Raw genomic sequence first — 23,858 nt, 5'->3', positions numbered from 1 at the left:
GGCGGTTTTCGCCCGACCGGAGTCCACCATGAAACCTGCCCTGCGCCTGCTGCTGCCCTGCACCCTGGCCCTGCTCGCCGCCTGCGGCTCGCAGCCCAAGTCCGGCGTCGCCGTGGAGGAGAAGCAGCTGGGCAAGTGCCCGATGCAGCTGTACAGCGGCCAGTCGCTGACCATCAGCCTGCCGAGCAACCCCACCACCGGCTTCCGCTGGGTGGTGGTCGATGCCGCGCCAGGCGTGCTGCGCAGCCTGAGCCCGGAGGTCTACATCACCCCGGAGGACGCCGGCATCGTCGGCAGCGCCGGCAAGTCGACCTGGCGCTACCAGGCCTACCAGGCCGGCAACGGCCGCCTGCTGATGCACTACCAGCGCCCCTGGGAAGTAGAGGTGGCGCCGGCCAAGATCATCGACTGCCCGATCAGCGTGCGCTGAGGCGGATGCAATGGCGCGGGTACGCCTGCCCAGAAGCCTGGGCGAGTGCGAAATCATCATCACCAAAGCAGGCAGCCCGGCGATCTGGAATCGCAAGTCCGGCAAGAATCGGTTCCTGCTGGCCTGCCGCAATTACGAAGAGGCCGAGAAGGTGTTGCAGAAAATCAGAGCGAATGACGGACAGGCAGCCATCTGGCTCTAGCCACTGACGCAATCAGCCACCCTGGCTGTCACGCCGCGCACTGCTGCAGAGCTACTCGACGGCCATACTGGGCGCAAACAACAAGAGAGTTCCGCCATGCGCCCATTGCTCCTGCTCGTCGCCCTCGCCGGCGCCACCCTGTTCCTGCTCGGCCTGCACCTCGAGCTCAAGTGGCTGACCCTGCTCAGCAAACCCGTGCCGGTGCTGTGCCTGCTGCTCTGGCTGCGCGCCGCACCGGCCGGCGCCTACCGACGCTGGATCGCCATCGGCCTGGGCCTGTCGCTGCTCGGCGACCTGCTGCTGGAGTGGCCGGCCGACCTCTTCGTGTTCGGCCTGGGCGCCTTCCTGCTCGCGCACCTGGCCTACCTGGCGGCCTACCTGGGCGATACCCGCCGCCTGGCGCCCTTCGACCTGCTGATCGCGGCGACGGCGGCCGGCGGCATGCTTTTCGTGCTCAGCCGCGCCGGGCTCGGCACCCTGCTGGCGCCCGTGGCGCTGTACAGCCTGGCCATCGGCGCCATGCTCTGGCGCGCCCTGGCCAGGGTCGGCGTGGTAGCGCCGCGCTCGGCCTGGCTGGCGGCCGGCGGCGCGGCGCTGTTCGTACTGTCGGACAGCCTGATCGGCATCAACCGCTTCGTCGCACCCTTCGATGGCGCGCGCTACGCCATCATCCTCAGCTACTGGCTGGGCCAACTGGGCATCGCCGCCTCGGCGGTGGTACTGGCCTCGCGACAGATCCGCGGCACTGTCTGCTCAGCGGGCTAGAAACACCGCTCGTCCCTGCGGCGAGACGACGGCGGCCCGACAAATCGTCTATAGAGAGTAAGGGGGGCTCATCGACGGAGGTTGTCATGCCTGGCTCTCGTTGCATGTCGCTGTTGCTTCCCCTGCTGCTTCTGACCGGCTGCACCAGCCTGCTGCCCAGCCAACGGGCAGAGGTAGTTTCGCCCTTCGGTGACTACACCGATACCGAGATCCGCTACGCCCAGGCCGAGCCGGGCAGGACCACCCGCTCCGAACTCTTCTCCCTGGGCTTCGACCCGCTGGCCCAGGGCAACGGCAAGATGCTCTCGTTCATCGACCTGCGCCTGCTGTTCGTCCAGCCCAATGTGCCCATCGAATACCTGCCGGACGGCATGCTGCGCTGCCTGGAGGCCAAGGACCGCTGCATCGGCTACGCCTTCGAGTTCAACAAGACCGATACCCAGCGCGTGGGGAACTTCTGGGCCGACGTGCTCAACTTCCGCAAGACCCGCGAACTCAAGGGCTGGACCTTCCGCGCCGTGTTCGTGCTGGTCGACGACGTGCTGGTGCACAAGGTCAGCAACGGCGAGCCGAACATCCGCCGCTACGAGGTCAAGCGCAACCCGCTGGGCCCGCTGCAGGGCGGCGGCGAGTTCATCCTCGACCAGTTGCCCTGACGGCGGTTGGGTTGGCGCCCGCTCTTGGCTAGAATGCCGGCCTTTTCCGCCGTGAACCGACCGCCGTGAAACAGCAGCCCGACCGACTCTTCGCCCAGCCCCTGGACCAGGTGCCGGACTTCGTGTTCAACGAGGACGTGGCCAAGGTCTTCCCGGACATGATCAAGCGCTCGGTGCCGGGCTACCCGACCATAGTCGAGAACCTCGGCGTGCTCGCCGCGCAGTTCGCCCAACCGCGCAGCGCCCTGTACGACCTCGGCTGCTCGCTCGGCGCGGTGACCCAGGCCCTGCGTCGCCACGTGAAGGCCGACGACTGCCGGGTGATCGCGGTGGACAACTCGCATGCCATGGTCGAGCGCTGCCGCGAGTACCTGCACGCCCAGGACGCCATGTTCCAGGAGTTGCTGCCGGTCGAAGTGATCGAGGCCGACATCCTCGCCCTCGACTTCCAGCCGGCGTCGCTGGTGGCGCTGAACTTCACCCTGCAGTTCGTCGCCCCCGAGCAGCGTCTGGAGCTGCTGACGCGCATCCGCCAGGCGCTGCTGCCCGGCGGCGCGCTGATCCTCTCGGAGAAGCTGCGTTTCGAAGACGCGGCCGAACAGGCGCTGCTCAATGAACTGCACCTGGCCTTCAAGCGCGCCAACGGCTACAGCGAACTGGAAATCGCGCAGAAGCGCAGCGCCATCGAGAACGTGATGAAGCCCGACAGCCTGGAGCAACACCGCGAACGCCTGCTGGCCGCCGGTTTCTCCAGGGTCGTGCCCTGGTTCCAGTGCCTCAACTTCGCCTCGCTGATCGCCCTGTCATGATCTTTTCCCGCTTAGGGCTAGACGCCCTGCAACAGCAGCTGGCCGGCACCCCGCTGCAGGACTGGGCCGCCGGCCTGCCCGGCCAGCTCGACGCCAAGCTGGCCATCGGCCACGGCGATCTCGAGCGCTGGTACGCCGCCGTGGAGGCGCTGCCGGCGCTGGTCGCCGAGCGCAGCGAGCTGCGCGAGACGCTGCGCCTGGACGGCACCTGCGACGGGGCCACCCGCGCCGCGCTGAAGACGGCCCTGCAGGGCCTGATTCCCTGGCGCAAGGGTCCCTTCGAGCTGTTCGGCGTGCATGTCGATACCGAGTGGCGCTCGGACTGGAAGTGGTCGCGGGTGGCGCCGCATCTGGACCTGGCCGGCAAGCGCATCCTCGATGTCGGCTGCGGCAACGGCTACTACATGTGGCGCATGCTCGGCGCCGGCGCCGACGCAGTGGTCGGCGTCGACCCCAACTGGCTGTTCCTCAACCAGTTCCTCGCCGTGAAGAACTACCTGCCGGATGCCGCCGTCTGGCACCTGCCACTGGCGCTGGAGGAGTTGCCGGCCAGGCTGGAAGGCTTCGACACCGTGTTCTCCATGGGCGTGCTGTACCACCGCCGCTCGCCCATCGACCACCTGCTCGACCTCAAGGACAAGCTGCTGCGTGGCGGCGAACTGGTGCTGGAGACCCTGGTGGTCGAGGGCGATGCCCAGCAGGTGCTGGTGCCCGAGGACCGCTACGCGATGATGCGCAACGTCTGGTTCCTGCCCTCGGTGCCGGCGCTGGAGCTGTGGCTGCGCCGCGCAGGTTTCGTCGACGTGCGCTGCGTGGACGTGTCCACCACCAGCGTCGAGGAGCAGCGCGCCACCGACTGGATGCGCTTCCAGTCGCTGCCGGAATTCCTCGATCCGGCCGACCACAGCCGCACCGTCGAGGGCCTACCGGCGCCGACCCGCGCCGTGCTGCTGGCGCGCAAGCCCTGATAAAAAAGCCGGAAACGTTGGCGAGGCAGGCCAGCCTGGGCGGGAGCACCCGCAGAAGCGCAGTTTACAACCAGTAAATGAGCATCCGAGGGCGCTACCAACAACGGCTGGACCACGTAGACAGTTTTCAGTCGGCGTAGCCCAGGGCGTCCGCCAGGCTGATCTTGCTGCGCACGAACACGCCGTTGCCGCGCCCGACTTCCTTGCCGTCATCGCCATAGAGCACGGCCTCGGCGATGAACTGCGAGCGGTTGCGGTTGACCACCTTGCCCACCGCCTTGAGCTTGCCGGATGACACCGGCCGGGTCAGGTAGGTGGTGAAGGCCGTGGTCAGCACGAACACCTCGGGCTCCAGGGAGTTGGCGGCGAAGAAGGCGGCATCGTCGAGCAGCTTGAAGTAGACCGAGCCGTGTACCGCGCCGGCGGCATGGAAGAACTTCTCATCGACCCGGATCTCGATCTCAGCAGCGCCCTCGCTGACACGCAGCAGCGGCTGGTAGAAGGCGTTGACCGGCGCGGCGCCATACATGTTCTGCAGGCGCTGATAGTGTTCCTCGGGGCTCATGGCGACTCCGCTGTTCATGGTTATGGCGCCACTCTATCGCAGCGCCGCCCCGACAAAAGCGCGGCGACCGGAGCACCCGCGAGCATGGCGGAATCGGCCGCTAGGCAAGCGGCCGCGCCTACACCGGCGGCAGCGCCTCGATGCGCTGCAGCGCAGCGGCGGGCTGTGTCTCGCGCCAGGTACGATAGGCCTGCAATTCACCTTCCCAGGTGCGCAACACCCAGGCCAGCACCGCCAGATCGTCCAGAAGACCGACACCCAGCAGCCAGTCCGGGGCCATGTCCAGCGGCACCAGGAAATACACCAGGGCAGCCACCACGGCGAGCAGGGCCTGCTTGCTGATGTCTCGATACTCTCCACGCCACCAGGCTGCGCAGAGTCCCTGCATGAGATTCAGATCGGCGCGCAAGCGGGCAAACCTGGCTCCGCCTTCGCCCTTGCGAGCGACGGCCAGCAGCAGTGCCGGCAATCGCCCACGAGCCAGCACGCGCTGAGCCAGGCGAAGGTAACGCACACTGTTCCAGGGAATGCTCATGGTGATTCTCCGCGATACCGCATGGCTGCTGGGTCAGGTCCGGTTATCCACCGAAGCTGTGGATAACCCTGTGAACAGTTGTTTGATGAGTCGAGCAAACGCCCGTATCACGCGGCCTCGCTACAGATCGGGCATTTTTTGCTCACGAATAAAAAATCATATAAATCAGCTAGTTACAGCAATCGTACCGCTCATCAAAACTGTAACAGTCGGTGCAGGAAAGGTAACTCGGGCAATGTGCATAACCGTAACACCATCTGGCCCCGCACTCCCATTCAGACCGCCAGGTCGCCTACCGGTTCTGCAAATGAAAACGCCCCGGCAAGCGGGGCGTTGTCTTGTGCAGCGAGCGTTACTGCGCCGGGGCAGCCGGGGCCTTGATCGCCAGCAGTTCCAGCTCGAACACCAGCACCGAGTTGGCCGGGATCGCCGGGCTCGGGCTCTGGGCGCCGTAAGCCAGCTCGCTGGGGATGTACAGCTTGTACTTCTCACCCACGTGCATCAGCTGCAGGCCCTCGACCCAGCCCGGGATCACGCCGCTGACCGGCAGATCGATGGGGCTGCCGCGCTCGATGGAGCTGTCGAACACGCTGCCGTCGGTCAGCTTGCCCTCGTAGTGCACGGTGACCACGTCGGTGGCCTTGGGCTGGGCGCCGTCGGCCTTCTTCAGTACTTCGTACTGCAGACCGGAAGCGGTGGTGATCACGCCTTCCTTCTTACCATTCTCTTCGAGGAACTTCTTGCCGGCGGCGGCGGACTCCTCGTTGAGCTTGGCCATGCGCTCCTCGGCACGCTTCTGCAGGAACTCGAAGGCATCCTTCATGTCCGCGTCGGTGATTTTCTGCTCCTGCTTGCCAATGGCATCCTCGATGCCCATGGCCACAGCCTTGGAGTCCAGATCATCCAGGCCTTCCTGGGACAGGCTCTTGCCCATGTTCAGGCCGATGCCGTAGGAAGCCTTCTGCGCCGGGGTCTTGAGTTCCACTTCGCTGGTCTGCGCATCGCAACCGGCCAGTACCAGGCCGACCAGGGCAACCGCCGCCGCAAGACGATGTTGTTTCATGCTTGTTCCTTGTAGAAGCCACGAAGGGCAATGAGAGAGCGCGAGCTTAGCAGCCCGCAGCGAGCACTGGCTACGGCACAATGGGAACCGCAAACGGCGCAGAAGTTCAGTGGCGCAGGCGGGCTGGCGAAGAACCCGCCTCGGCGCGGACAAATCGCGGGCAAAAAAAAACGACCTTTCGGTCGTTTTCTTCAAGCTCCGGTCTTCAGTCTAACCAGAGCTTTATATATGGCGCAGCGGACGGGACTCGAACCCGCGACCCCCGGCGTGACAGGCCGGTATTCTAACCGACTGAACTACCGCTGCGCGTAACCCCGAAAGTGGTGGGTGGTGACGGGATCGAACCGCCGACCCTCTGCTTGTAAGGCAGATGCTCTCCCGGCTGAGCTAACCACCCAGTGCTCTCGAAGTGGTGCGCATTCTAGGGATGCCCTTTCACCTTGGCAAGCCTTTTTTGAAAAAAATTTTCGAGCAGTTCCAAAGGCTTAGCTTCACCCCCGGCAATGGAGAATAATGCGCGCTTCGTGTTCAAGGAGTGTTCATTCCCATGTGGTTCCGCAACCTGCTCGTTTATCGCCTGACCCAGGACGTGCCGTTCGACGCCGAGGCCCTGGAGGCAGCGCTGGCCGCCAAGGCCGCGCGCCCCTGCGCCAGCCAGGAGCTGACCACCTACGGTTTCATGGCGCCGTTCGGCAAAGGTGGCGACGCGCCGCTGGTGCATGTCAGCGGTGACTTCCTGCTGATCGCCGCACGCAAGGAAGAACGCATCCTGCCCGGCAGCGTGGTGCGCGACGCACTGAAGGACAAGGTCGACGAGATCGAGGCGCAACAGATGCGCAAGGTCTACAAGAAGGAGCGCGACCAGCTCAAGGACGAGATCGTCATGAGCTTCCTGCCACGCGCCTTCATCCGCCGCTCCAGCACCTTCGCCGCCATCGCGCCCAAGCTCGGCCTGATCCTGGTCGATACCGCCAGCGCTAAGAAGGCCGAAGACCTGCTGTCCACCCTGCGCGAAGCCATAGGCTCGCTGCCGGTGCGTCCGCTCTCCGTGAAGATGGCGCCGACCGCCACCCTCACCGACTGGGTCAAGGCCCAGGCCGCCGCGCCGGACTTCTTCGTGCTCGACGAGTGCGAGCTGCGCGATACCAGCGAAGACGGCGGCGTGGTGCGCTGCAAGCGCCAGGACCTGACCAGCGAGGAAATCCAGCTGCACCTGTCCGCCGGCAAGCTGGTCACCCAGCTGTCCCTGGCCTGGCAGGACAAGCTGTCCTTCGTGCTGGACGACAAGTTCGCAGTCAAACGCCTGCGTTTCGAGGACCTGCTGCAGGACCAGGCCGCCCAGGACGGCGGTGACGATGCGCTGGGCCAGCTGGACGCCAGCTTCACCCTGATGATGCTGACCCTGAGCGACTTCCTGCCGGCGCTGTTCGAAGCCTTCGGCGGCGAGGAAATCCCGCAGGGTATCTGATCCGCTGCGCAGGCTGCACGGGGCCATCCGTCCTACATGACTTGCCCTGTGCAGCCGACTGTGCAAAATAGCGAACAACGCGAGGACGACCTCGCCGCTCCATTCGAGTGACCATCCGGGACGGCCCGCCCATTCGTTGTAAGGAGCCATCCCATGTCCTGGATCATTCTGTTTCTCGCCGGCCTGTTCGAGGTCTGCTGGGCCGTCGGCCTCAAGTATACCGACGGCTTCAGCCGCCCCCTCCCCACCCTGCTCACCGTCGCGGCCATGGTCGTCAGCATCGGCCTGCTCGGCCTGGCCATGAAGGAACTGCCGTTGGGCACCGCCTATGCCATCTGGACCGGGGTTGGCGCCGTCGGCACGGTGATCGCCGGCGTGCTGCTGTTTGGCGAGTCCATGGCGCTAATGCGCCTGGGCAGCGTGGCGTTGATCGTCATCGGCCTGGTCGGCCTCAAGCTCAGCCACTGATAGGCCCCAAAGAAAAAGCCCGCCAATCGGCGGGCTTTTTTATTCGATCGGGTCAGCGCTGATCACCGCGCAGGCGCATCACCTGCTCCTGCATGACGAGTCTGCCGGTGTCCGCCGGTAGCGGCGTGCCGGCGACTATGTTGACCCGCGACCACAGGCGCTTGAACAGGCCCTTGTGCGGCGCACGACTGAAGAAGCTGCCCCACAGGCCCTGCAGAGCCAGCGGAATCACCGGCACCGGGTTGGCCGCGAGGATGCGCTCGACCCCGGCCTTGAACTCGTCGATCTCGCCATCGGTGGTCAACTTGCCCTCGGGAAAGATACACACCAGCTCACCCGCCGCCAGGTACTCGGCGATCCGCGTGAAGGCCCGCTCGAACACCTCCGGGTCCTCGTTGCGCCCGGCGATCGGCACGGTGCCGGCGGTGCGGAACACGAAGTTGAGCACCGGTAGATCGTAGATCTTGTAGTACATGACGAAGCGCACCGGCCGACGTACCGCGCCACCGATCAACAGGGCATCGACGAAGGACACGTGGTTGCACACCAGCACCGCCGCGCCCTCGTCGGGAATGACATCCAGATTCTGATGGCGCACCCGGTACATGGAATGACTGAGCATCCAGATGAGGAAGCGCATGGTGAACTCGGGGACGATCTTGAAGATGTACAGGTTCACTGCGATGTTCATCAGCGAGATGGCCAGGAACAGCTGCGGGATGCTCAGCTTGGCCACGCTGAGGAAGAGGATCGACACCAGCGCCGCCGCCACCATGAACAGCGCGTTGAGGATATTGTTGGCGGCGATCACCCGCGCCCGCTCGTGCTCCTCGGTGCGCGACTGGATCAGTGCATACAGCGGCACGATGTAGAAGCCGCCGAACATGCCGATGCCGAGAATGGCGGCAAGCACCCACCAGACCTGGCCAACGCCCAGCAGCCCCAGCCAGTCGTAGGGTGTCGCTGGCTGAGGGAAACCGCTGGAGAACCACCAGAGCAGGATTCCGAACAGGGTCAGGCCGAACGAGCCGAAGGGCACCAGGCCGATCTCCACCTTGTGCCCGCTCATGCGCTCGCAAAGGATCGAGCCCAGGCCGATACCGATGGAAAACACCGCGAGGATCAGGGTCACCACGCTCTCGTCGCCGTGCAGCAGCTCCTTGGCGAACGCCGGGATCTGCGTCAGGTACACGGCCCCGAGAAACCAGAACCAGGAGTTGCCCACCAGCGAGCGCGATACCGCCGGGCGCTGACCCAGCCCCAGGCGCATGATCCGCCAGGATTGGCGCAGGATGTTCCAGTCCAGCGGCAGCTCCGGCAGCGCTGCCGCCGCACGCGGCACATGGCGGCTGGCCAGGTAGCCGGCCACGGCCACCAGCACCACCACGCCGGCCACCAGCGCGGCATAGCTGTCGCTGGCCATCAGCATGCCGGCGCCGATGGTGCCGGCGAGGATGGCCAGGAAAGTACCCATCTCCACCAACGCGTTACCGCCGACCAGCTCCTGCTCGCGCAGCGCCGCCGGCAGGATCGAGTACTTCACCGGACCGAACAGCGCGGACTGGGTCCCCATCACGAACAGGGTGGCCAGCATCAGCGGCAGGCTGCCGAGCAGGAAGCCCAGCGCGCCAACCAGCATGATCACCACCTCGGCCAGCTTGATCGCACGGATCAGCGCATCCTTGGCGAACTTCTCGCCGAACTGGCCGCCAAGGGCGGAGAACAGGAAGAACGGCAGGATGAACAGTAGCGCGCAGAGGTTGACCAGCAGATCGCGGTCGGCGCTGACGCTGAGCTTGAACAGGATGGCGAGGATTAGCGACTGCTTGAACACGTTGTCGTTGAACGCACCGAGCAGCTGGGTGATGAAGAACGGCAGGAAGCGCCGAGTGCCGAGCAGGGCGAATTGCGAGTGTGGGGTCATCGTCCTTGTACCTGTCATATGGGCGGCAAACGCCGTCCTGCATTGGACAGCATCCAGCCCTGACAAAGCCACACCCACGTGTGGCATTCGCCCAGGATCGTCGCGGAAAAGTGCTAGAGCGGCAGCTGCCCCAGCCACCCGCGCAACAGAAAGAACACCAGCAGGCCGCCCCCGATGGTCGCCAGCAGGTGGCGGGTCGCGGCGGCGATGACGATGGTCACCAGGCCGGCCAGCAGGTAGGCGTTGTCCAGGCTCAGGGCCCAGCTCTGGCCGTCCGGCAACAGCATGCCGGGCACCACGATGGCGCTGAGCACGGCGGTCGGCACGTAGTGCAGGCCCTGGCGCACCATGGGCGGGAAGTGCAGGTCGGGAAAGGCGAACAGGCTGTAACGGGTGGCGAAGGTGATTGCCAGCATGCCGAGGATCAGGAGCCAGTTGTCCATCAGAACACCTCGTCCTGCAGCAGGCGGTAGCGCCGTTCCAGCACCACGCCGACGACGATGCCGGCACCGGCCGCGGCCATCAGGCCGAGCTTGTAGGGCAGCGCGTGGCAGACCAGCGCCACCGCGCCGGCCACCAGGGCCGCCGCCACCTGCGGGCGGTTGCGCAGCATGGGCACGACGATGCCGATGAAGGTGGCGAGCATGGCGAAGTCCAGGCCCCAGGCGCCGATGTTCGGCACCGCCTGGCCGAACACCAGGCCGACCAGGGTACAGGCCTGCCAGTTGAGGTACATGGCCAGCGCCGCGCCGAGGAAGTACCAGTGCTTGTGCGGCGAGGCGTCGCTTTCGGCATAACGGTGCTGGACCACGGCGAAAGCCTCGTCGGTCAGCCAGAAGGCCAGCGGCACCCGCCAGCGCTTGGGCAGGTGGCGCACGAAGGGCTGCAGGCTGGCGCTGTACAGGGCGTGGCGCAGGTTGACCACCAGGGTGGTCAGCCACAGCACGGCCAGGGTCGCGCCGCCGCCGAGCAGGCTGATGGCGATGAACTGGGCGGAGCCGGCGAACACCAGCACCGACATGCCGATGGTCTGCCAGGGCGTGAGGCCGGCGGCACCGGCCAGGCTGCCGAAGATGATGCCGAAGGGAATGGCGCCGAGCAGCATCGGCAGCATGTCGCGCATGCCCTGCAGGAATTCGTGGTGACGGGACATGGAACCTCCTTGGAACGAGGAGGCTAGCTGGCCGCCACGGCACCGTCTTGAACGATATTGCTGCACCCCGCAACAGCGGGGTTCCTCAGGACAGCCGGGGGATCACAGCGAGTCCAGGTAGCGCTCCACGTCGAGTGCCGCCATGCAGCCGGCGCCGGCCGAGGTGATGGCCTGGCGGTACACCGAATCGGCCACGTCGCCGGCGGCGAACACCCCGGCAATGCTGGTGGCGGTGGCGTTGCCGTCGCGGCCGCCGTTGACCACCAGGTAGCCATCCTTGAGCGCCAGCTGGCCCTCGAACAGCGTGGTGTTGGGGGTATGGCCGATGGCAACGAACAGGCCGTCGACCTTCAGCTCGCTGCGGGCGCCATCGCTGTGCCTCAAACGCACCCCGGTGACCCCCATCTCGTCGCCCAGTACCTCCTCCACTTCGGCGTTCAGGCGCAGCTCGATCTTACCCTCGGCGATGCGCGCCCTGAGCTTGTCCTGCAGGATCTTCTCGGCACGGAAGGTCTCGCGGCGGTGTACCAGGGTCACCTTGCTGGCGATGTTGGCCAGGTACAGCGCTTCCTCCACCGCGGTGTTGCCACCGCCGACCACCGCCACTTCGCGGCCCCGGTAGAAGAAGCCGTCGCAGGTGGCGCAGGCGGACACGCCCTTGCCCATGAACGCCTGCTCGGACGGCAGCCCCAGGTAGCGGGCACTGGCACCGGTGGCGATGATCAGCGCATCGGCCGTGTAGGTGCCGCTGTCGCCGACCAGGGTGAAGGGCTTGCCGGCCAGGTCCACGGCGTTGATATGGTCGAAGACGATCTCGGTCTCGAAACGCTCGGCATGCTCCTGCATGCGCTGCATCAGCGCCGGCCCGGTGAGACCGTGGGGGTCGCCGGGCCAGTTGTCGACCTCGGTGGTGGTGGTCAGCTGGCCGCCGGCCTGGATGCCGGTGATCAGCAGCGGCTTGAGGTTGGCACGGGCGGCGTATACGGCCGCGCTGTAACCCGCGGGGCCTGAGCCGAGGATGATGACGCGGGCGTGACGGTTGGCGGACATGACCGGCTCCTGAATAAAAGGGGGTCATCCACAGCACTTGGGGAAGGCTTGGGAGGAACGGACGACCCCGACAAGGGAAACTGCGGCCACGCTACCGGGCCGCCGCCATCGGGGAAAATACCCATTCTCAATGCCGCCAATAGCCCGGGCCTATGCGCCAGAGCGCTCGGACTATACTCGGCTCATCCCACCCCAGGACGCACGATCGGCATGACGCTGCGCAAACGCCTGTTCTGGCTCTTCGCCCCCCTGCTGGCCCTGGCCCTGGTCATCGCCTACCTGCTCTCGCAGAGCCTGATCCTCAGCCGCTTCGACCGCCAGGACGCCGCCCTGCTGGTCGCCGAGGCCGAGCGGGTGCGCGCGCTGCTGGACAACGATCTGAAGCGCAACCTCGACCTGCTGCTCAGCTACGCCCAGTGGGATGCCAGCTACGAATTCATGCTCGGCCAGCACCCGGACTTCGTGCAACGCAACATGGACAGCGAAGCCCTGCGCCAGATGAACTTCGACTTCATGATCTACCTCGCCGCCGATGGCCGGGTCCGCGCCGAGCAGTGGCTGCCGCCGGATCTGCCGGACCTGCTGGCCCTAGGGAGCGACAAGCCGCGCAGCCACGAGTCGCTGCGCACCAGCATCCTGGCCCTGGCCGAGCGCCTGCGCCACCGCGACGGCGAGGGGCCGCGCGGCCAGTTGGTGGCCCTGCAGGGCGTGCCGCTGATACTGGTGATGAGCGGCATCAGCAACAACCAGAACAGCCTGCCCAGCGTCGGCACCCTGGTGGCGGGCCATTTCATCGACGGCGAGCGCGCCGAGAACCTGCAGACCCAGCTCGACGGCGCCATGCGCATGCTCCCCCCGGACGAGGAGATGGTGCGCTGGAAGATGCTGTCCAGCCTCGACCAGACCAGCATCAACCAGATCGAGATCAGCCCCCGGCGCATCCTCGACGACGATCACCACCAGGTGGTGCTGCTGTTCAGCAACAGCCTCGACGAACCCGAGCTGATGTTGGAACTGACCCGCGAGCGACGCCTGTACCTGGAGGGACGCAAGGCCATCGCCATCTTCCTGGCCCAGGCCGGCACGGTCGGGATCGCCGCCTGGCTGCTGATCTACCTGGGCCTGGAGTTCGGCATCCTGCGCCGGGTCTCGCGCATGCATCGGGAAATCGCCGACATCGGCCCGGAGACCGCCGGCCAGCGCCTGAGCGACGCCGGGCGCGACGAGCTGGGTCGGCTGGCGGCCGAGACCAACCGCATGCTGGCCCGCCTGGAACAGAGCGAGACGCGCGACCGCGAGATCCTCGACGCCATCCAGGACGGCTACTTCGAACTGACCCAGGATGGCACCATCCAGGCGGTCAACCGCGCGCTCTGCAGCATGCTCGGCTACCCGGCCGAGGAACTGCTGCAGCGTTCCTTCGAGACGGTGCTGGAAGAGCAGGACATCCAACGCGCCCGCGAGCTGTTCCGCCAGTCTTGGAACGCCGGCAGCGATGCCACCTTCGCCGCCCCTTTCCGCCGCCGCAACGGCAGCCAGGGCTACTACGAGACGCGCTTCTCGCTGATCCGCGACGCACAGGGCAACTGCGTTGGTTATCGCGGCATCCTGCGCGACATCAGCGATCAGATGGCCTACCAGCAGCACCTGCTGGACATGGCCTACCGCGACCCGCTGACCGGGCTGGGCAACCGCAAGGCCTTCCACGAGCAACTGCGCCAGTCCATCGAGCAGTCCCAGCAGCCGCTGGCCCTGCTGTTTCTCGACCTGGACCACTTCAAGGAGGTCAACGACCAGTTCGGCCACGATGTCGGCGACACCCTGCTGCAGCACATCGCCGAGCGCCTGCGCGGCGCCGTGCGCCAGCCGGACCGGGTCTATCGCCTGGGCGGCGACGAATTCACCCTGATCCTGGCCGACAGCGCCGCCGAGACCGCGCAGAAGCTCGCCGAGCGCCTGCGCGAGGCGCTGCAGGGCGCCATCCGCATCGGCGCGCTGTCCATCGACTTTGTTACACCGAGTATCGGCATCGCCCTGTACCCGCAGCACGCAAACGACCCGGACGGCCTGATCAAGGCCGCCGACAGCGCCATGTACGAGGCCAAGCGCGAGCGCAACCGCGCCTGCCTGTACCACCCCGGCATGCTTTCCTCATCTCCGCAAAGTGGTTAAGGTCGGCGCGTTTTCAGCGTAACGGAGATCGCGATGCCCACCCCTGCCCTGTCCGGCCCCCAATACCTCGGCCAAGGCCTGAAGCTGGTGCTCAGCCCCGGCCTGCGCCTGTTCGTGCTGCTGCCGCTGGCGGTCAACACCCTGCTGTTCGTCGGCCTGATCGTACTGGCCATGCAACAGTTCGGCGGCTGGGTGGACAGCTTCATGCCCAGCCTGCCCGACTGGCTGAGCTTTCTCGAATACCTGCTGTGGCCGCTGTTCGTGCTGCTGGTGCTGGTGATCATGTTCTTCACCTTCACCCTGCTGGCCAACGTCATCGCCGCGCCCTTCAACGGCTTCCTCGCCGAGAAGGTGGAAGTGGTGCTGCGCGGCCGCGACGACTCCCCGCCCTTCAGCTGGGCCGAACTGCTGGCCATGATGCCGCGCACCATCGGCCGCGAACTGCGCAAGCTGGCCTACTTCCTGCCGCGCGCCATCCCGCTGCTGATCCTCACCTTCGTGCCGGTGCTCAACCTGCTGGCCGTGCCACTGTGGATACTGTTCGGCATCTGGATGATGGCGGTGCAATACATCGACTACCCGGCGGACAACAACAAGCTGGGCTGGAACGAGATGCTCGCCTGGCTGCGCGAGAAGCGCTGGCAGAGCCTGGGTTTCGGCGGCACCGTGTACCTGGCGCTGCTGGTGCCCTTCTTCAACATCCTGGTGATGCCCGCCGCCGTGGCCGGCGCCACCCTGTTCTGGGTGCGCGAGCGCGACGTCACCGCGCAGTAACCTGGCCGTCACCAGCCTTTCATGGCGCCGTCGCAGACTGGCGCCATGAATGTCACGAGCCTGCATATCGCCCTGGTCAGCGAGACCTTCCCGCCGGAAATCAACGGCGTGGCCAATACCCTCGGCCGCCTGTGCCAGGGCCTGCGCGAGCGCGGCCACCGGCTGCAGCTGGTGCGCCCGCGCCAGGCCGACGAGGACACCGCCGGCGACGATGATCTGCTGCTCACCCGCGGCTGGCCGCTGCCGGGCTATGCCGGCCTGCAGTGGGGCCAGTCGTCGCTGCACAAGCTGCTGCGCCGCTGGCAGCGCCATCGTCCGGACGTGCTGTACATCGCCACCGAGGGCCCGCTCGGCCTGTCCGCCCTGCGCGCCGCGCGGCGCCTGGGCATCCCGGTGGTCAGCGGCTTCCACACCAACTTCCAGCAGTACAGCGACCACTACGGCCTGGGCCTGCTCAGCCGCCTGCTGACCGGCTACCTGCGCTGGTTCCACAACCGCTCGCGGCTGACCCTGGTGCCCAGCCCCAGCCAGCGCCTGGAACTGCAGCGGCGCGGCTTCGAGCGCCTGGAGCTGCTGGCGCGGGGCGTCGACGGGCGACTGTTCCACCCCATGCGCCGCTCGGCCGAACTGCGCGCCGAATGGGGCCTGGGCGAGGACGAGATCGCCGTGCTGCACGTCGGCCGCCTGGCCGCGGAGAAGAACCTGCAACTGCTGGTGCGCGCCTTCCGCAGCCTGCAGCAGAACCTGCCGCAGCGCCGCCTGAGGCTGGTGCTGGTGGGCGACGGGCCGCTGCGCGCACAACTCCAGGCCGAGCTGCCGGAGGCCCTGTTCTGCGGCGTGCGACGCGACGCGGAGCTGGCCGAGCACTATGCCAGCGGCGACCTGTTCCTCTTCCCCAGCCTGTCCGAAACCTTCGGCAACGTGGTTCTGGAGGCCCTGGCCTCGGGCCTGGCCGTGGTCGCCTTCGACCAGGCCGCAGCCGCCCAGCACATCCGCCACGGGCACAACGGCGCCCTTGCCACACCCGGCGACGAGACGGCCTTCATCGAGGCCGCCCGCTGGCTGCTGGAGGACGCGGAAAGCCTGCGCCGGGTACGCCTGAACGCCCGCCGGCATGCCGGCCAGCAGGGCTGGGCCAGCATAGTCGAGCAGTTCGAGGCGCACCTGCGCCAGGCCCGCATCGCCCCCGCGCCGGAGTGAATCACTTGCCCCCCTGAACGGCGGGCATAAAAAAACCGGCCTGCCGGGAGGAGTGCCCGTGCAGACCGGTGGACGGGCCGAGTGGATCGGCCCCAGGGGAGAGTCGGGAATCAGGCGACCTGGGCCAGCTGCTCGCGGGCCTTGGCCAGGCCTTTCTCCTGGAACTCGGCGCCCATGTTCAGGCCCTCGGCGTGGATGAACTGCACGTCGTGGATGCCGATGAAGGCCAGCGCCTGGCGCAGGTAGGGCTCCTGGTGATCGAGGCCGCTGCCGGCGTAGATGCCGCCGCGGGCGGTCAGCACGAAGGCACGCTTGCCAGTGAGCAGGCCCTGCGGGCCGGTCTCGGTGTACTTGAAGGTGACCCCGGCGCGCAGCACGTGATCCAGCCAGGCCTTGAGGGTGCTGGGGATGGCGAAGTTGTACATGGGCGCGGCCAGCACCAGCACGTCGGCGGCCAGCAGCTCATCGGTCAGCTGGTTGGAACGGACGGCGGCGGCCTGCTCCGCTTCGCTCTGCTGCTCGACCGGCTTCATCCAGCCACCGAGCAGGGCTTCGTCCAGGTGCGGCACCGGCTGCTTGGCCAGGTCGCGAACCTGCACCTGGTCCTGCGGGTGGGCGGCCTGCCACTGGGCGACGAAGTCGGCGGTCAGTTGGCGGGAGACGGAATCCTGTTGACGGGCGCTGCTTTCGATAACGAGTACACGGGACATTTGGCTGACCTCCATCGGGGGTGATTGGCTTCGATGGGGTGCAGATTATGGTCAGCCATTAAGATAAAAAAGCGCAAATATCCGCTATGAATAATCAACAAAGTTGATTTATCTAGCACTGCGCTCTAGTCTCATCTGGGCTCGCAGCGCAGGTCTACTCGCAGCTTGATGATGTTACGGGCGAACCTCACCGTTTGCGTCACGCTCTCCCCCGGCTTGAGCTCGGCGGCACGATTGCGTGGTGCCTCGGGACCATTGCGGAACTGGGCATTGCACTTGGCGGCGGTGAGACCGTAGTTGTAGAGCGTGAGACCGCCGATGTTGGTGTCGATCTGCTGGATGCTGGCAGACACCTCCGCACCGTTCATCTGCTTCTTCAGCTCGGTCGGATAGGCCAGGGCGGTCAGCGGCAGCAGCGCGAGCAGGGCCAGGCAACAGTTTTTCATCGGTATCTCCTCGTCCGGGGGTGCCCAGATTAGAGAAGAGGAAGCGGCGATGAAAGCGCCCCGTGTCACGCTGGAACAATGGCGCACCCTGCAGGCGGTGGTCGACCATGGCGGCTTCGCCCAGGCCGCCGAGGCCCTGCACCGCTCGCAATCCTCGGTGAGTTACACGGTGGCGCGCATGCAGGAGCAGCTGGGCGCACCGCTGCTGCGCATCGACGGGCGCAAGGCGGTGCTCACCGAGGCCGGCGAGGTGCTGCTGCGCCGCTCGCGGCAGCTGGTCAAGCAGGCCAGCCAGCTGGAGGAACTGGCCCACCACATGGAACAGGGCTGGGAGGCGGAGGTGCGCCTGGTGGTGGACGCCGCCTACCCCACCGCCAACATCGTCCGCGCCCTCTCCGCCTTCATGCCGCAGAGTCATGGCTGCCGCGTGCGCCTGCGCGAGGAAGTGCTGTCGGGGGTCGAGGAAGTGCTCAAGGAGGGTTCCGCCGATCTGGCCATCAGCGCCCTCAACATCACCGGCTACCTGCCCATCGAGCTGGGCGAGGTGGAGTTCATCGCCGTGGCCCATCCGGAACATCCGCTGCACCGCCTGCAACGCGAAGTGACCTTCCAGGACCTGGAAGGCCAGATGCAGGTGGTGACCCGCGACAGCGGGCGCATCCAGCCCCGCGACTCGGGCTGGCTCGGCGCCGAGCAGCGCTGGACGGTCGGCAGCCTGCCCACCGCACGCACCTTCGTCTCCAGCGGCCTGGGTTTCGCCTGGCTGCCGCGCCACCTGATCGCCCGCGAACTGGCCGAGGGCCTGCTCAAGCCGCTGCCGATGGAACAGGGCGGCACACGCAAGCCACGCTTCTGCCTGTACAGCAACAAGGACAAGGTGCTCGGCCCGGCCACCCAGATCCTCATCGAGCTGATCAAGAACTTCGACGGCGCGCCGCTGGATGCACCCTTCGCCGCTCCGCTGGCAAGCGACTGAGGAGAACGCGATGGCCTTTTTCGAGCATGACGGCTGCCGTTTCTACTACGAGGAGCACGGCCAGGGCGAAGCGCTGCTGCTGGTGCACGGCCTGGGCTCCAGCACCCGCGACTGGGAATACCAGATTCCCCACCTGGCCCGCACGCACCGGGTACTGAGCCTTGACCTGCGCGGCCACGGCCAGTCCTCCAAGCCACGCCAGCGCTACAGCATCGCCGGCTTCGCCGCCGACGTGGCGGCGCTGATCGAGCACCTGCAGCTGCCGCCGGTGCACCTGGTGGGCATCTCCATGGGCGGCATGGTCGGCTTCCAGCTGGGCGTCGAGCGCCCCGAACTGCTGCGCAGCCTGACCATCGTTAACAGCGCCCCGGAGGTCAAGGTCAGAAGCGCCGCCGACTTCTGGCAGCTGGCCAAGCGCTGGAGCCTGTCGCGCCTGCTGAGCATGCAGGCGATCGGCAAGGGCCTCGGCCGCCTCCTCTTCCCCCATCCGCAGCAGGCCGAGCTGCGCGCCAAGATCGAGCAACGCTGGCCGCAGAACGACAAGCGCGCCTACCTGGCCAGCCTCGATGCGATCATCGGCTGGGGCGTGCGGGAACGCCTGGCGGCGATCACCTGTCCTACGCTGGTGGTCACGGCCGACCGCGACTACACCCCGGTCGCCCTCAAGGAGGCCTATGTGAACGAGCTGCCCGACGCCCGCCTGGTGGTGATCGAGCATTCGCGCCACGCCACGCCGATGGACCAGCCCGAACGATTCAATGCCGTCCTGGACGAATTCCTCGCCCGGGTCGAAGCTACCCCGCCACACCCCCAAGACAAGGACTCACGACCATGCTGAAGCAACTCCTCCTCTGCGCCTGCGGCCTGCTGCTGAGCACCAGCCTGCTGGCTGCGGAAAATCCCCATGTGCTGCTGACCACCAGCTATGGCGACATCGAGCTGGAGCTCAATGCCGAGAAGGCGCCGATCAGCACGCAGAACTTCCTCGGCTACGTGGAATCCGGCTTCTACAACGGCACCCAGTTCCACCGGGTGATCCCGAACTTCATGATCCAGGGCGGCGGCTTCGACGCCGACATGGCCGAGAAGGACACCTTCAAGCCGATCAAGAACGAGGCCGACAACGGCCTGCGCAACGACCGCGGCACCATCGCCATGGCCCGTACCCAGGTGGTGGACTCGGCCACCAGCCAGTTCTTCATCAACCACAAGGACAACGACTTCCTCAACCACGGCGGCCGCGACTTCGGCTACGCGGTGTTCGGCAAGGTGGTACGCGGCATGGACGTGGTCGACCGCATCGCCAAGGTGCGCACCGGCAACCGCGGCATGCACCAGAACGTGCCGGTCGAGCCGGTGCTGATCCTCAACGCGAAGAAGCTCTAACCTGCCACTCCCGGCGCAGCCGCTCCAGCAGCTGCGCCAGCTCCTCGGCGCGCAGGCCGTAGCTCTCCGGCAGCGCCGCATGACAGCCGGCGAGCGCCAGTGACAGGCGCGCGCCGCGCCCCTCGGGCACCCGCCCCTCGTGGTAGAGCCAGCCAACCATGGTGTTCGACGCCACCCGCACCGGGACGAAGCCCGCCACATCCGCCCAGCGCACATGGTGGGTGCGGAACAGCGAGCTGAAGGTGAAGCCCGCCTCCTCCAGACGCAGGTAGTTAGCACCCGGCAACAGGGCCAGCGCGGCGACCAACCCACCCAGGCCGAACACCGCCAGGCAGAACCAGCCGGCGATGCGCCCGTCGCGCAGCATCCACACGGCGATCATGCAGAACGCCAGACAGCCGAGCAGCATGCCCAGCTATTTCCAGGGTCGCGGGCGCAGGGTGCGAGTCACCGCAGATAGCCTCCGGCCTTGCGCTCCAGCAATTCGACCAGCTCCGGCTGCATGTACTGGTAGTCGTCGGCAATGCCCAGGCAGATCACCCGCTTGCCCTTGAGCCAGGGTGCGAAGCGCTGCTGCAGGCGACGTTGGTGCATCCGCTCCATGACGAAGATCAGCTTGGCCCACTGCGGCTGCTCGGCGGACAGCGGCACCTCGGCATCCGGCGCCAGCCCGGCCGAGTCGCTCTCCACGCCCGGCCAGGCGGCGAACAGCTGCTCCGCCGTGGGACTGCGCAGGCGGTTGCGGCTACAGATAAACAGGGCGCGGGGCATGCTCAGCTTCCCTCTTGGCGATAGGGCAACAGCTGCCGCGCCTGCTCGGCATAGGCCAGCAGTGCCGACCGCTCGCGGGCCAGGAAGTCGGCCACCGCTGCACGCAACCCGGGATGCAGCAGGTAGTGCCAGGAGCGGGTGATCTGCGGCTCGAAGCCGCGAATCAGCTTGTGCTCGCCCTGGGCACCGGCGTCGAAACGCTGCAGTCCCTCGGCGATGGCGCGCTCGATGCCCTGGTAGAAACAGGTCTCGAAGTGCAGGCGGTCGAAGTCGCCCAGGCAGCCCCAGTAGCGCCCATAGAAAGTGTCGCCGGCCACCAGGCTGAAGGCCATGGCCACCGGCCGGCCACTGTGCAGCGCGCTGACCACGCGAATGGCCTCGGGCATGCGCTCGGCCAGCAGGGCGAAAAACTCGCGGGTCAGGTAGGGCGCGCGGCGGCGCACATGGTAGGTGCTGGCGTAGCAGGCGTAGACGAAGTCCCAGTCCACCTCCTCGAGCTCGTCGCCGCGCTGCCAGCGGAACTCGATGCCCTGCCCCGCCACCTGCTCGCGCTCCTTGCGCAGCTGCTTGCGCTTGCGCGAGCTGAGTGCGTCGAGGAAATCCTGGAAATCGCGGTAGCCGCGGTTGCGCCAGTGGTACTGGCAGTCCAGGCGCTGCAACCAGCCCTCGCGCCCCTGCAGCAGCGCATCGTCCTCGGCGCGCAGGAAGTTGATATGCAGGCCGGACAGGCCCTGCTCCACCAGCTGCGCCTCCAGCTCCTCCAGCAGCTGCGCGCAGGCCCGTGCATCGCCGAGCAGACGCGGCCCGCTCACCGGGCTGAAGGGCACGGCGCCGAGCAGCTTGGGGTAGTAGGCGATGCCGGCACGCTGGCAGGCCTCGGCCCAGCCCATGTCGAACACATACTCGCCGTAGGAGTGCTGCTTGATATAGGCCGGCAGCGCCGCCAGCGCCTGGCCGCGCTCGTCGCACAGCAGGCGGTGGGCCGGCGACCAGCCGCAGTGCGCCCCGACGCTGGCGCTGTCCTCCAGGGCCGAGAGAAAGACATGCCGCAGGAAGGGCTGGGCCTCGGGCAAGAGGGCGTCCCAGGCGGCAGGAGCGATGCGATGCAGGGAGTCGAGCCGGAGCAGCGACATGGGCACGGATACCGGATGCGGCGAGAGCCGCACTATAGCGCGCCGGTAGAACGAAAAAAGCCCCGCACGAGGCGGGGCCAGGAAGGAGCAGTATCGTTGAAGTTCTTCTTAGAACACGTACTGCAGGCGACCGACGATGGCCTTGCCGTCGTCTTCCATGGTGTCGCCATCAGCATTCACCGCAACACTGGTATTGATGTTGTCCAGCTCGTAGTCGATATAGTTGAGGCTCATGCGTACGGCCGGGACCGGGAAATAGTTCACGCCCACGACAAATGCCTTGGTAGTGAAGTCGTCATTCGCATCTGCAACCACGTTCAGACCTGCCAGAGTAGTGCCGGCCCCAGCGCCCAGATCACCATCAACGGAAGCAGTGTCGCCGTCTACAGTGGCAGTGTCATAACGTACGAACAGCTCTACAGCACCCGCCTGATCCGGTTTGTCCCACTTGCCGGCGCCAGCCTTGTACTTGCGTACACCGTTGAACATGTAGGACATCTGAGCGTAGTAGCCATCGATGTCGACATCTGCCGGAGCACCAACATTGTTCTCACCCGAGATGGTGCGCTGGAAGTATTCAGCCTGAGCGCGGAAGGCTCCAAACTGAGCGCCCGACTCCAACACCCACTCTTTATCACTGCTGGCCTCGGTGGTATCGGCCAGAGTGAAGCTGCGGTCGGTGTCGCTACGCACACCGAAGCGAGTGCGAGCACGAGCGCGGTTATCGTCCGGATTGGAACTGTGATAGTTGGCCCCCAGGTGCACCACGTCTGTACCGTTCATGTACGGCGCCCAGTTGGCACGCAAGGTGTAACCGAAGAGCTCGTCATTGCCCTCGGACTCGTACTGCTCGTAATGGCCAACCTGAGCCATCAGGCCATAGTTGTCGCCAGCGTGCATGACGTTGACGCCGAACTTGGTGTCCTCGTCGCCATTGAGCAGGTCGTACATCATCGGGCGCTCGATGCCGGTGATCCAGGACGAGCTGGTGGTGTTCTCCAGGCCGTAGTCGACACCGTACTGACCCACAGTGATATCGGCGAAGCCAAGGCCGGTGTAGGTGATGAAGGCACGGTCAACATCGGTACCGTCTTCGTTACCGTCATAGCTGACACGCAGGCCATAGCCCCAGTCGGTGTAGGCCACGCCTTCCACGGACAGCTCACCACGGCGGATGAAGGTGTTGAAGGTGCTGTCGAAGGGACGGTTCTCGTCGACTGCGCTCAGCCCGTCGAAGTTAGTGGCGTCCCACTGCAGCTTGCCGCCCAGCTTGAAGCTGAATTCCTTGTCGGTGGTCGCGACTTCCAGGCCGCTCTTGGTGTTGATCACGAGGTCGGCGCCGTCGGTGGTGACGGTACCGGCGAAAGCCTGGGCGGAAACGGCCATGGCCAGGGCGCTGGCTGCGAAACCGGCGAAGTGCTTGCGGATCATCGAAGGATTCCCCTATTGGTCTTTAGCGTTGGAAAACACGCGGGCTCGGCCCTTGGTGTTGGGGGGGAATCTTGGCGGGGGGTTATTTCAGCTCGGTTTGATTTAGATGAAAGTTCAGTGACACAGGAACTTTTTTACTTCCATTAAGAATAAGCCGCGAGAGCCGCACACCCGGCTCTCGCCTGGCGGGAACTCAGCGCTGCCGCCAGCGCCGGGCCAGCCAGTAGTCCAGGCTCACCCAGCGCCCGCCACCGGTGCCGAACAGCGCCAGCAGCATTACCAGGTAGGTGGCGGCGAACTCGATGCCATTGTTCAGCACCACGAAGCGCCCGCTGGCCGTCAGCCAGGCATAGTTGCCGTGCTCCTGGAGGATGGCGCGGGCTCGCTCCAGCTTCTCCGCCGCCGCCAACACCCGCTCGTTGGCGAAGGGTGCGGACGGATCGGCGATGGCCTGCCAGCCGAACTGCCAGTGCACGGTGAAGATCGCCACCAGCATGGTCACCATCAGCGGGATGCTGATCCAGCGCACCGCCAGGCCGAACAGCAGCAGCAGCGCACCGCCCGCCTCGGTCAGCGCCGCCAGCCAGGCCAGCAGTGCCGGGAACGGCAGGCCCAGGCCCCAGTCCGGATTGCCGAACCAGGCGATGGTCGACTCCATGTCGGCCAGCTTGTGCGTGCCGGCCATCCAGAACACCGGCACCAGGTACAGGCGCAGCAGCAGGGGACCGAGAAAATCCAGGCGACGGGTAGCGTCCAGGCCATCCTGGAGGCGGTTGAGCAGTCTGAGCATGGTGATCTCCGTG

Annotated in this window: 28 protein-coding genes and 2 tRNA genes; 14 read left to right on the top strand and 16 right to left on the bottom strand. The window is 66.2% G+C overall.

Translation table 11 applies throughout. From position 1 onward, the window contains the following. The first annotated feature begins 28 nt into the window (after positions 1-28). From DMO17_RS07430 to cmoB, 6 genes are all read left to right on the top strand, one after another. A complete protein-coding gene (locus DMO17_RS07430; protein ID WP_110681857.1) occupies positions 29-430 on the top strand; it encodes a protease inhibitor I42 family protein in 402 nt (133 codons plus the stop codon). A gap of 10 nt (positions 431-440) precedes the next feature. Next, positions 441-632, top strand: a complete 192-nt coding sequence (locus tag DMO17_RS07425) for a hypothetical protein (protein WP_110681856.1) — start codon at positions 441-443, stop codon at positions 630-632. A 96-nt stretch (positions 633-728) separates the two neighbouring features. Then, positions 729-1,397, top strand: coding sequence for a lysoplasmalogenase family protein (locus DMO17_RS07420; RefSeq protein WP_110681855.1), 669 nt, complete (start codon positions 729-731; stop codon positions 1,395-1,397). 86 nt (positions 1,398-1,483) lie between these two features. Beyond that, a complete protein-coding gene (locus tag DMO17_RS07415; protein WP_258371496.1) occupies positions 1,484-2,053 on the top strand; it encodes a hypothetical protein in 570 nt (189 codons plus the stop codon). A 65-nt stretch (positions 2,054-2,118) separates the two neighbouring features. Further along, positions 2,119-2,862, top strand: a complete 744-nt coding sequence (gene cmoA / locus DMO17_RS07410) for a carboxy-S-adenosyl-L-methionine synthase CmoA (protein WP_110681853.1) — start codon at positions 2,119-2,121, stop codon at positions 2,860-2,862. Then, entirely contained in the window at positions 2,859-3,830 is a 972-nt protein-coding gene (cmoB, locus tag DMO17_RS07405) for a tRNA 5-methoxyuridine(34)/uridine 5-oxyacetic acid(34) synthase CmoB (protein WP_110681852.1), read from the top strand. Before cmoA ends, cmoB begins: the two co-directional genes overlap by 4 nt. A 127-nt stretch (positions 3,831-3,957) precedes the next feature. Here cmoB and DMO17_RS07400 read toward each other — a convergent pair whose 3' ends face one another. The 5 genes from DMO17_RS07400 to DMO17_RS07380 all read right to left on the bottom strand — a co-directional run bounded on the left by DMO17_RS07400 (position 3,958) and on the right by DMO17_RS07380 (position 6,390). Next, a complete protein-coding gene (locus DMO17_RS07400; protein ID WP_110681851.1) occupies positions 3,958-4,395 on the bottom strand; it encodes a PaaI family thioesterase in 438 nt (145 codons plus the stop codon). Between the two features lie 118 nt (positions 4,396-4,513). Continuing rightward, the gene (locus tag DMO17_RS07395; RefSeq protein ID WP_110681850.1) at positions 4,514-4,930 is read right to left on the bottom strand and encodes a DUF1232 domain-containing protein; all 417 of its coding nucleotides are present in this window, start codon (positions 4,928-4,930) and stop codon (positions 4,514-4,516) included. Between the two features lie 352 nt (positions 4,931-5,282). Further along, positions 5,283-5,993, bottom strand: coding sequence for an FKBP-type peptidyl-prolyl cis-trans isomerase (locus DMO17_RS07390; RefSeq protein ID WP_110681849.1), 711 nt, complete (start codon positions 5,991-5,993; stop codon positions 5,283-5,285). 229 nt (positions 5,994-6,222) lie between these two features. Then, positions 6,223-6,299 (bottom strand) — tRNA-Asp (locus tag DMO17_RS07385). Positions 6,300-6,314: 15 nt separating this feature from the next. Further along, positions 6,315-6,390: transfer RNA gene (locus DMO17_RS07380), tRNA-Val, on the bottom strand. A gap of 150 nt (positions 6,391-6,540) precedes the next feature. On the opposite strand from DMO17_RS07380, the gene rdgC reads away from it, so the two are divergent. Beyond that, a complete protein-coding gene (gene rdgC / locus DMO17_RS07375) occupies positions 6,541-7,461 on the top strand; it encodes a recombination-associated protein RdgC (RefSeq protein WP_110681848.1) in 921 nt (306 codons plus the stop codon). Positions 7,462-7,614: 153 nt separating this feature from the next. Next, positions 7,615-7,929 carry a quaternary ammonium compound efflux SMR transporter SugE gene (gene sugE, locus DMO17_RS07370; protein WP_110681847.1) on the top strand — a complete coding sequence of 105 codons (315 nt, stop codon included), beginning with the start codon at positions 7,615-7,617 and terminating at the stop codon, positions 7,927-7,929. Positions 7,930-7,981: 52 nt separating this feature from the next. Here sugE and DMO17_RS07365 read toward each other — a convergent pair whose 3' ends face one another. From DMO17_RS07365 to trxB, 4 genes are all read right to left on the bottom strand, one after another. Further along, the gene (locus tag DMO17_RS07365; protein ID WP_110681846.1) at positions 7,982-9,853 is read right to left on the bottom strand and encodes an MFS transporter; all 1,872 of its coding nucleotides are present in this window, start codon (positions 9,851-9,853) and stop codon (positions 7,982-7,984) included. Positions 9,854-9,966: 113 nt separating this feature from the next. Beyond that, positions 9,967-10,296, bottom strand: coding sequence for an AzlD domain-containing protein (locus tag DMO17_RS07360; RefSeq protein WP_110681845.1), 330 nt, complete (start codon positions 10,294-10,296; stop codon positions 9,967-9,969). Further along, a complete protein-coding gene (locus tag DMO17_RS07355) occupies positions 10,296-11,006 on the bottom strand; it encodes an AzlC family ABC transporter permease (RefSeq protein ID WP_110681844.1) in 711 nt (236 codons plus the stop codon). The genes DMO17_RS07360 and DMO17_RS07355 overlap by 1 nt, the downstream gene beginning before the upstream one ends. A gap of 102 nt (positions 11,007-11,108) precedes the next feature. Beyond that, positions 11,109-12,056: a thioredoxin-disulfide reductase gene (gene trxB / locus DMO17_RS07350; protein ID WP_110681843.1), complete on the bottom strand. Its 948-nt coding sequence runs from the start codon at positions 12,054-12,056 to the stop codon at positions 11,109-11,111. A gap of 210 nt (positions 12,057-12,266) precedes the next feature. On the opposite strand from trxB, the gene DMO17_RS07345 reads away from it, so the two are divergent. The 3 genes from DMO17_RS07345 to DMO17_RS07335 are packed head-to-tail and all read left to right on the top strand — an operon-like array spanning position 12,267 to position 16,202. Continuing rightward, the gene (locus DMO17_RS07345; RefSeq protein ID WP_110681842.1) at positions 12,267-14,228 is read left to right on the top strand and encodes a sensor domain-containing diguanylate cyclase; all 1,962 of its coding nucleotides are present in this window, start codon (positions 12,267-12,269) and stop codon (positions 14,226-14,228) included. 33 nt (positions 14,229-14,261) lie between these two features. Beyond that, positions 14,262-15,002, top strand: a complete 741-nt coding sequence (gene cysZ / locus DMO17_RS07340) for a sulfate transporter CysZ (RefSeq protein ID WP_110681841.1) — start codon at positions 14,262-14,264, stop codon at positions 15,000-15,002. A gap of 21 nt (positions 15,003-15,023) precedes the next feature. Then, positions 15,024-16,202, top strand: a complete 1,179-nt coding sequence (locus tag DMO17_RS07335) for a glycosyltransferase family 4 protein (protein ID WP_110681840.1) — start codon at positions 15,024-15,026, stop codon at positions 16,200-16,202. Positions 16,203-16,312: 110 nt separating this feature from the next. On the opposite strand, the gene DMO17_RS07330 is transcribed toward DMO17_RS07335, so the two are convergent. Further along, a complete protein-coding gene (locus DMO17_RS07330; RefSeq protein WP_110681839.1) occupies positions 16,313-16,912 on the bottom strand; it encodes an FMN-dependent NADH-azoreductase in 600 nt (199 codons plus the stop codon). 131 nt (positions 16,913-17,043) lie between these two features. After that, positions 17,044-17,358 (bottom strand): 3-phosphoglycerate kinase, encoded by a 315-nt coding sequence (locus tag DMO17_RS07325; RefSeq protein WP_110681838.1) that lies wholly within the window; start codon positions 17,356-17,358, stop codon positions 17,044-17,046. A 49-nt stretch (positions 17,359-17,407) separates the two neighbouring features. Here DMO17_RS07325 and DMO17_RS07320 point away from each other — a divergent pair, with 49 nt between their 5' ends. From DMO17_RS07320 to DMO17_RS07310, 3 genes are read left to right on the top strand one after another with little or no spacing between them, the layout of a single operon-like run. After that, on the top strand, positions 17,408-18,334 hold the full coding sequence (locus tag DMO17_RS07320; RefSeq protein WP_110681837.1) for a LysR family transcriptional regulator: 927 nt from the start codon (positions 17,408-17,410) through the stop codon (positions 18,332-18,334). A gap of 10 nt (positions 18,335-18,344) precedes the next feature. Further along, complete coding sequence (locus DMO17_RS07315) at positions 18,345-19,172, top strand: alpha/beta fold hydrolase (protein WP_110681836.1); 828 nt, start codon at positions 18,345-18,347, stop codon at positions 19,170-19,172. Continuing rightward, positions 19,166-19,720, top strand: coding sequence for a peptidylprolyl isomerase (locus DMO17_RS07310; RefSeq protein WP_110681835.1), 555 nt, complete (start codon positions 19,166-19,168; stop codon positions 19,718-19,720). Before DMO17_RS07315 ends, DMO17_RS07310 begins: the two co-directional genes overlap by 7 nt. On the opposite strand, the gene DMO17_RS07305 is transcribed toward DMO17_RS07310, so the two are convergent. The 5 genes from DMO17_RS07305 to DMO17_RS07285 all read right to left on the bottom strand — a co-directional run bounded on the left by DMO17_RS07305 (position 19,701) and on the right by DMO17_RS07285 (position 23,845). After that, positions 19,701-20,129 carry an STM3941 family protein gene (locus DMO17_RS07305; protein ID WP_110681834.1) on the bottom strand — a complete coding sequence of 143 codons (429 nt, stop codon included), beginning with the start codon at positions 20,127-20,129 and terminating at the stop codon, positions 19,701-19,703. The genes DMO17_RS07310 and DMO17_RS07305 overlap by 20 nt on opposite strands. A gap of 38 nt (positions 20,130-20,167) precedes the next feature. Beyond that, a complete protein-coding gene (locus DMO17_RS07300; RefSeq protein ID WP_110681833.1) occupies positions 20,168-20,491 on the bottom strand; it encodes a low molecular weight protein tyrosine phosphatase family protein in 324 nt (107 codons plus the stop codon). 2 nt (positions 20,492-20,493) lie between these two features. Beyond that, a complete protein-coding gene (locus DMO17_RS07295; RefSeq protein WP_110681832.1) occupies positions 20,494-21,624 on the bottom strand; it encodes a GNAT family N-acetyltransferase in 1,131 nt (376 codons plus the stop codon). 108 nt (positions 21,625-21,732) lie between these two features. After that, positions 21,733-23,055, bottom strand: a complete 1,323-nt coding sequence (locus DMO17_RS07290) for an OprO/OprP family phosphate-selective porin (RefSeq protein WP_110681831.1) — start codon at positions 23,053-23,055, stop codon at positions 21,733-21,735. 193 nt (positions 23,056-23,248) lie between these two features. Beyond that, the gene (locus DMO17_RS07285) at positions 23,249-23,845 is read right to left on the bottom strand and encodes an HvfX family Cu-binding RiPP maturation protein (RefSeq protein WP_110681830.1); all 597 of its coding nucleotides are present in this window, start codon (positions 23,843-23,845) and stop codon (positions 23,249-23,251) included. Positions 23,846-23,858: the final 13 nt, after the last annotated feature.

It is taken from the genome of Aquipseudomonas alcaligenes (assembly GCF_003205495.1).
In the GTDB taxonomy this organism is placed as follows: domain Bacteria; phylum Pseudomonadota; class Gammaproteobacteria; order Pseudomonadales; family Pseudomonadaceae; genus Aquipseudomonas; species Aquipseudomonas alcaligenes_B.
This window is presented reverse-complemented; position numbering and strand designations above follow the sequence as displayed.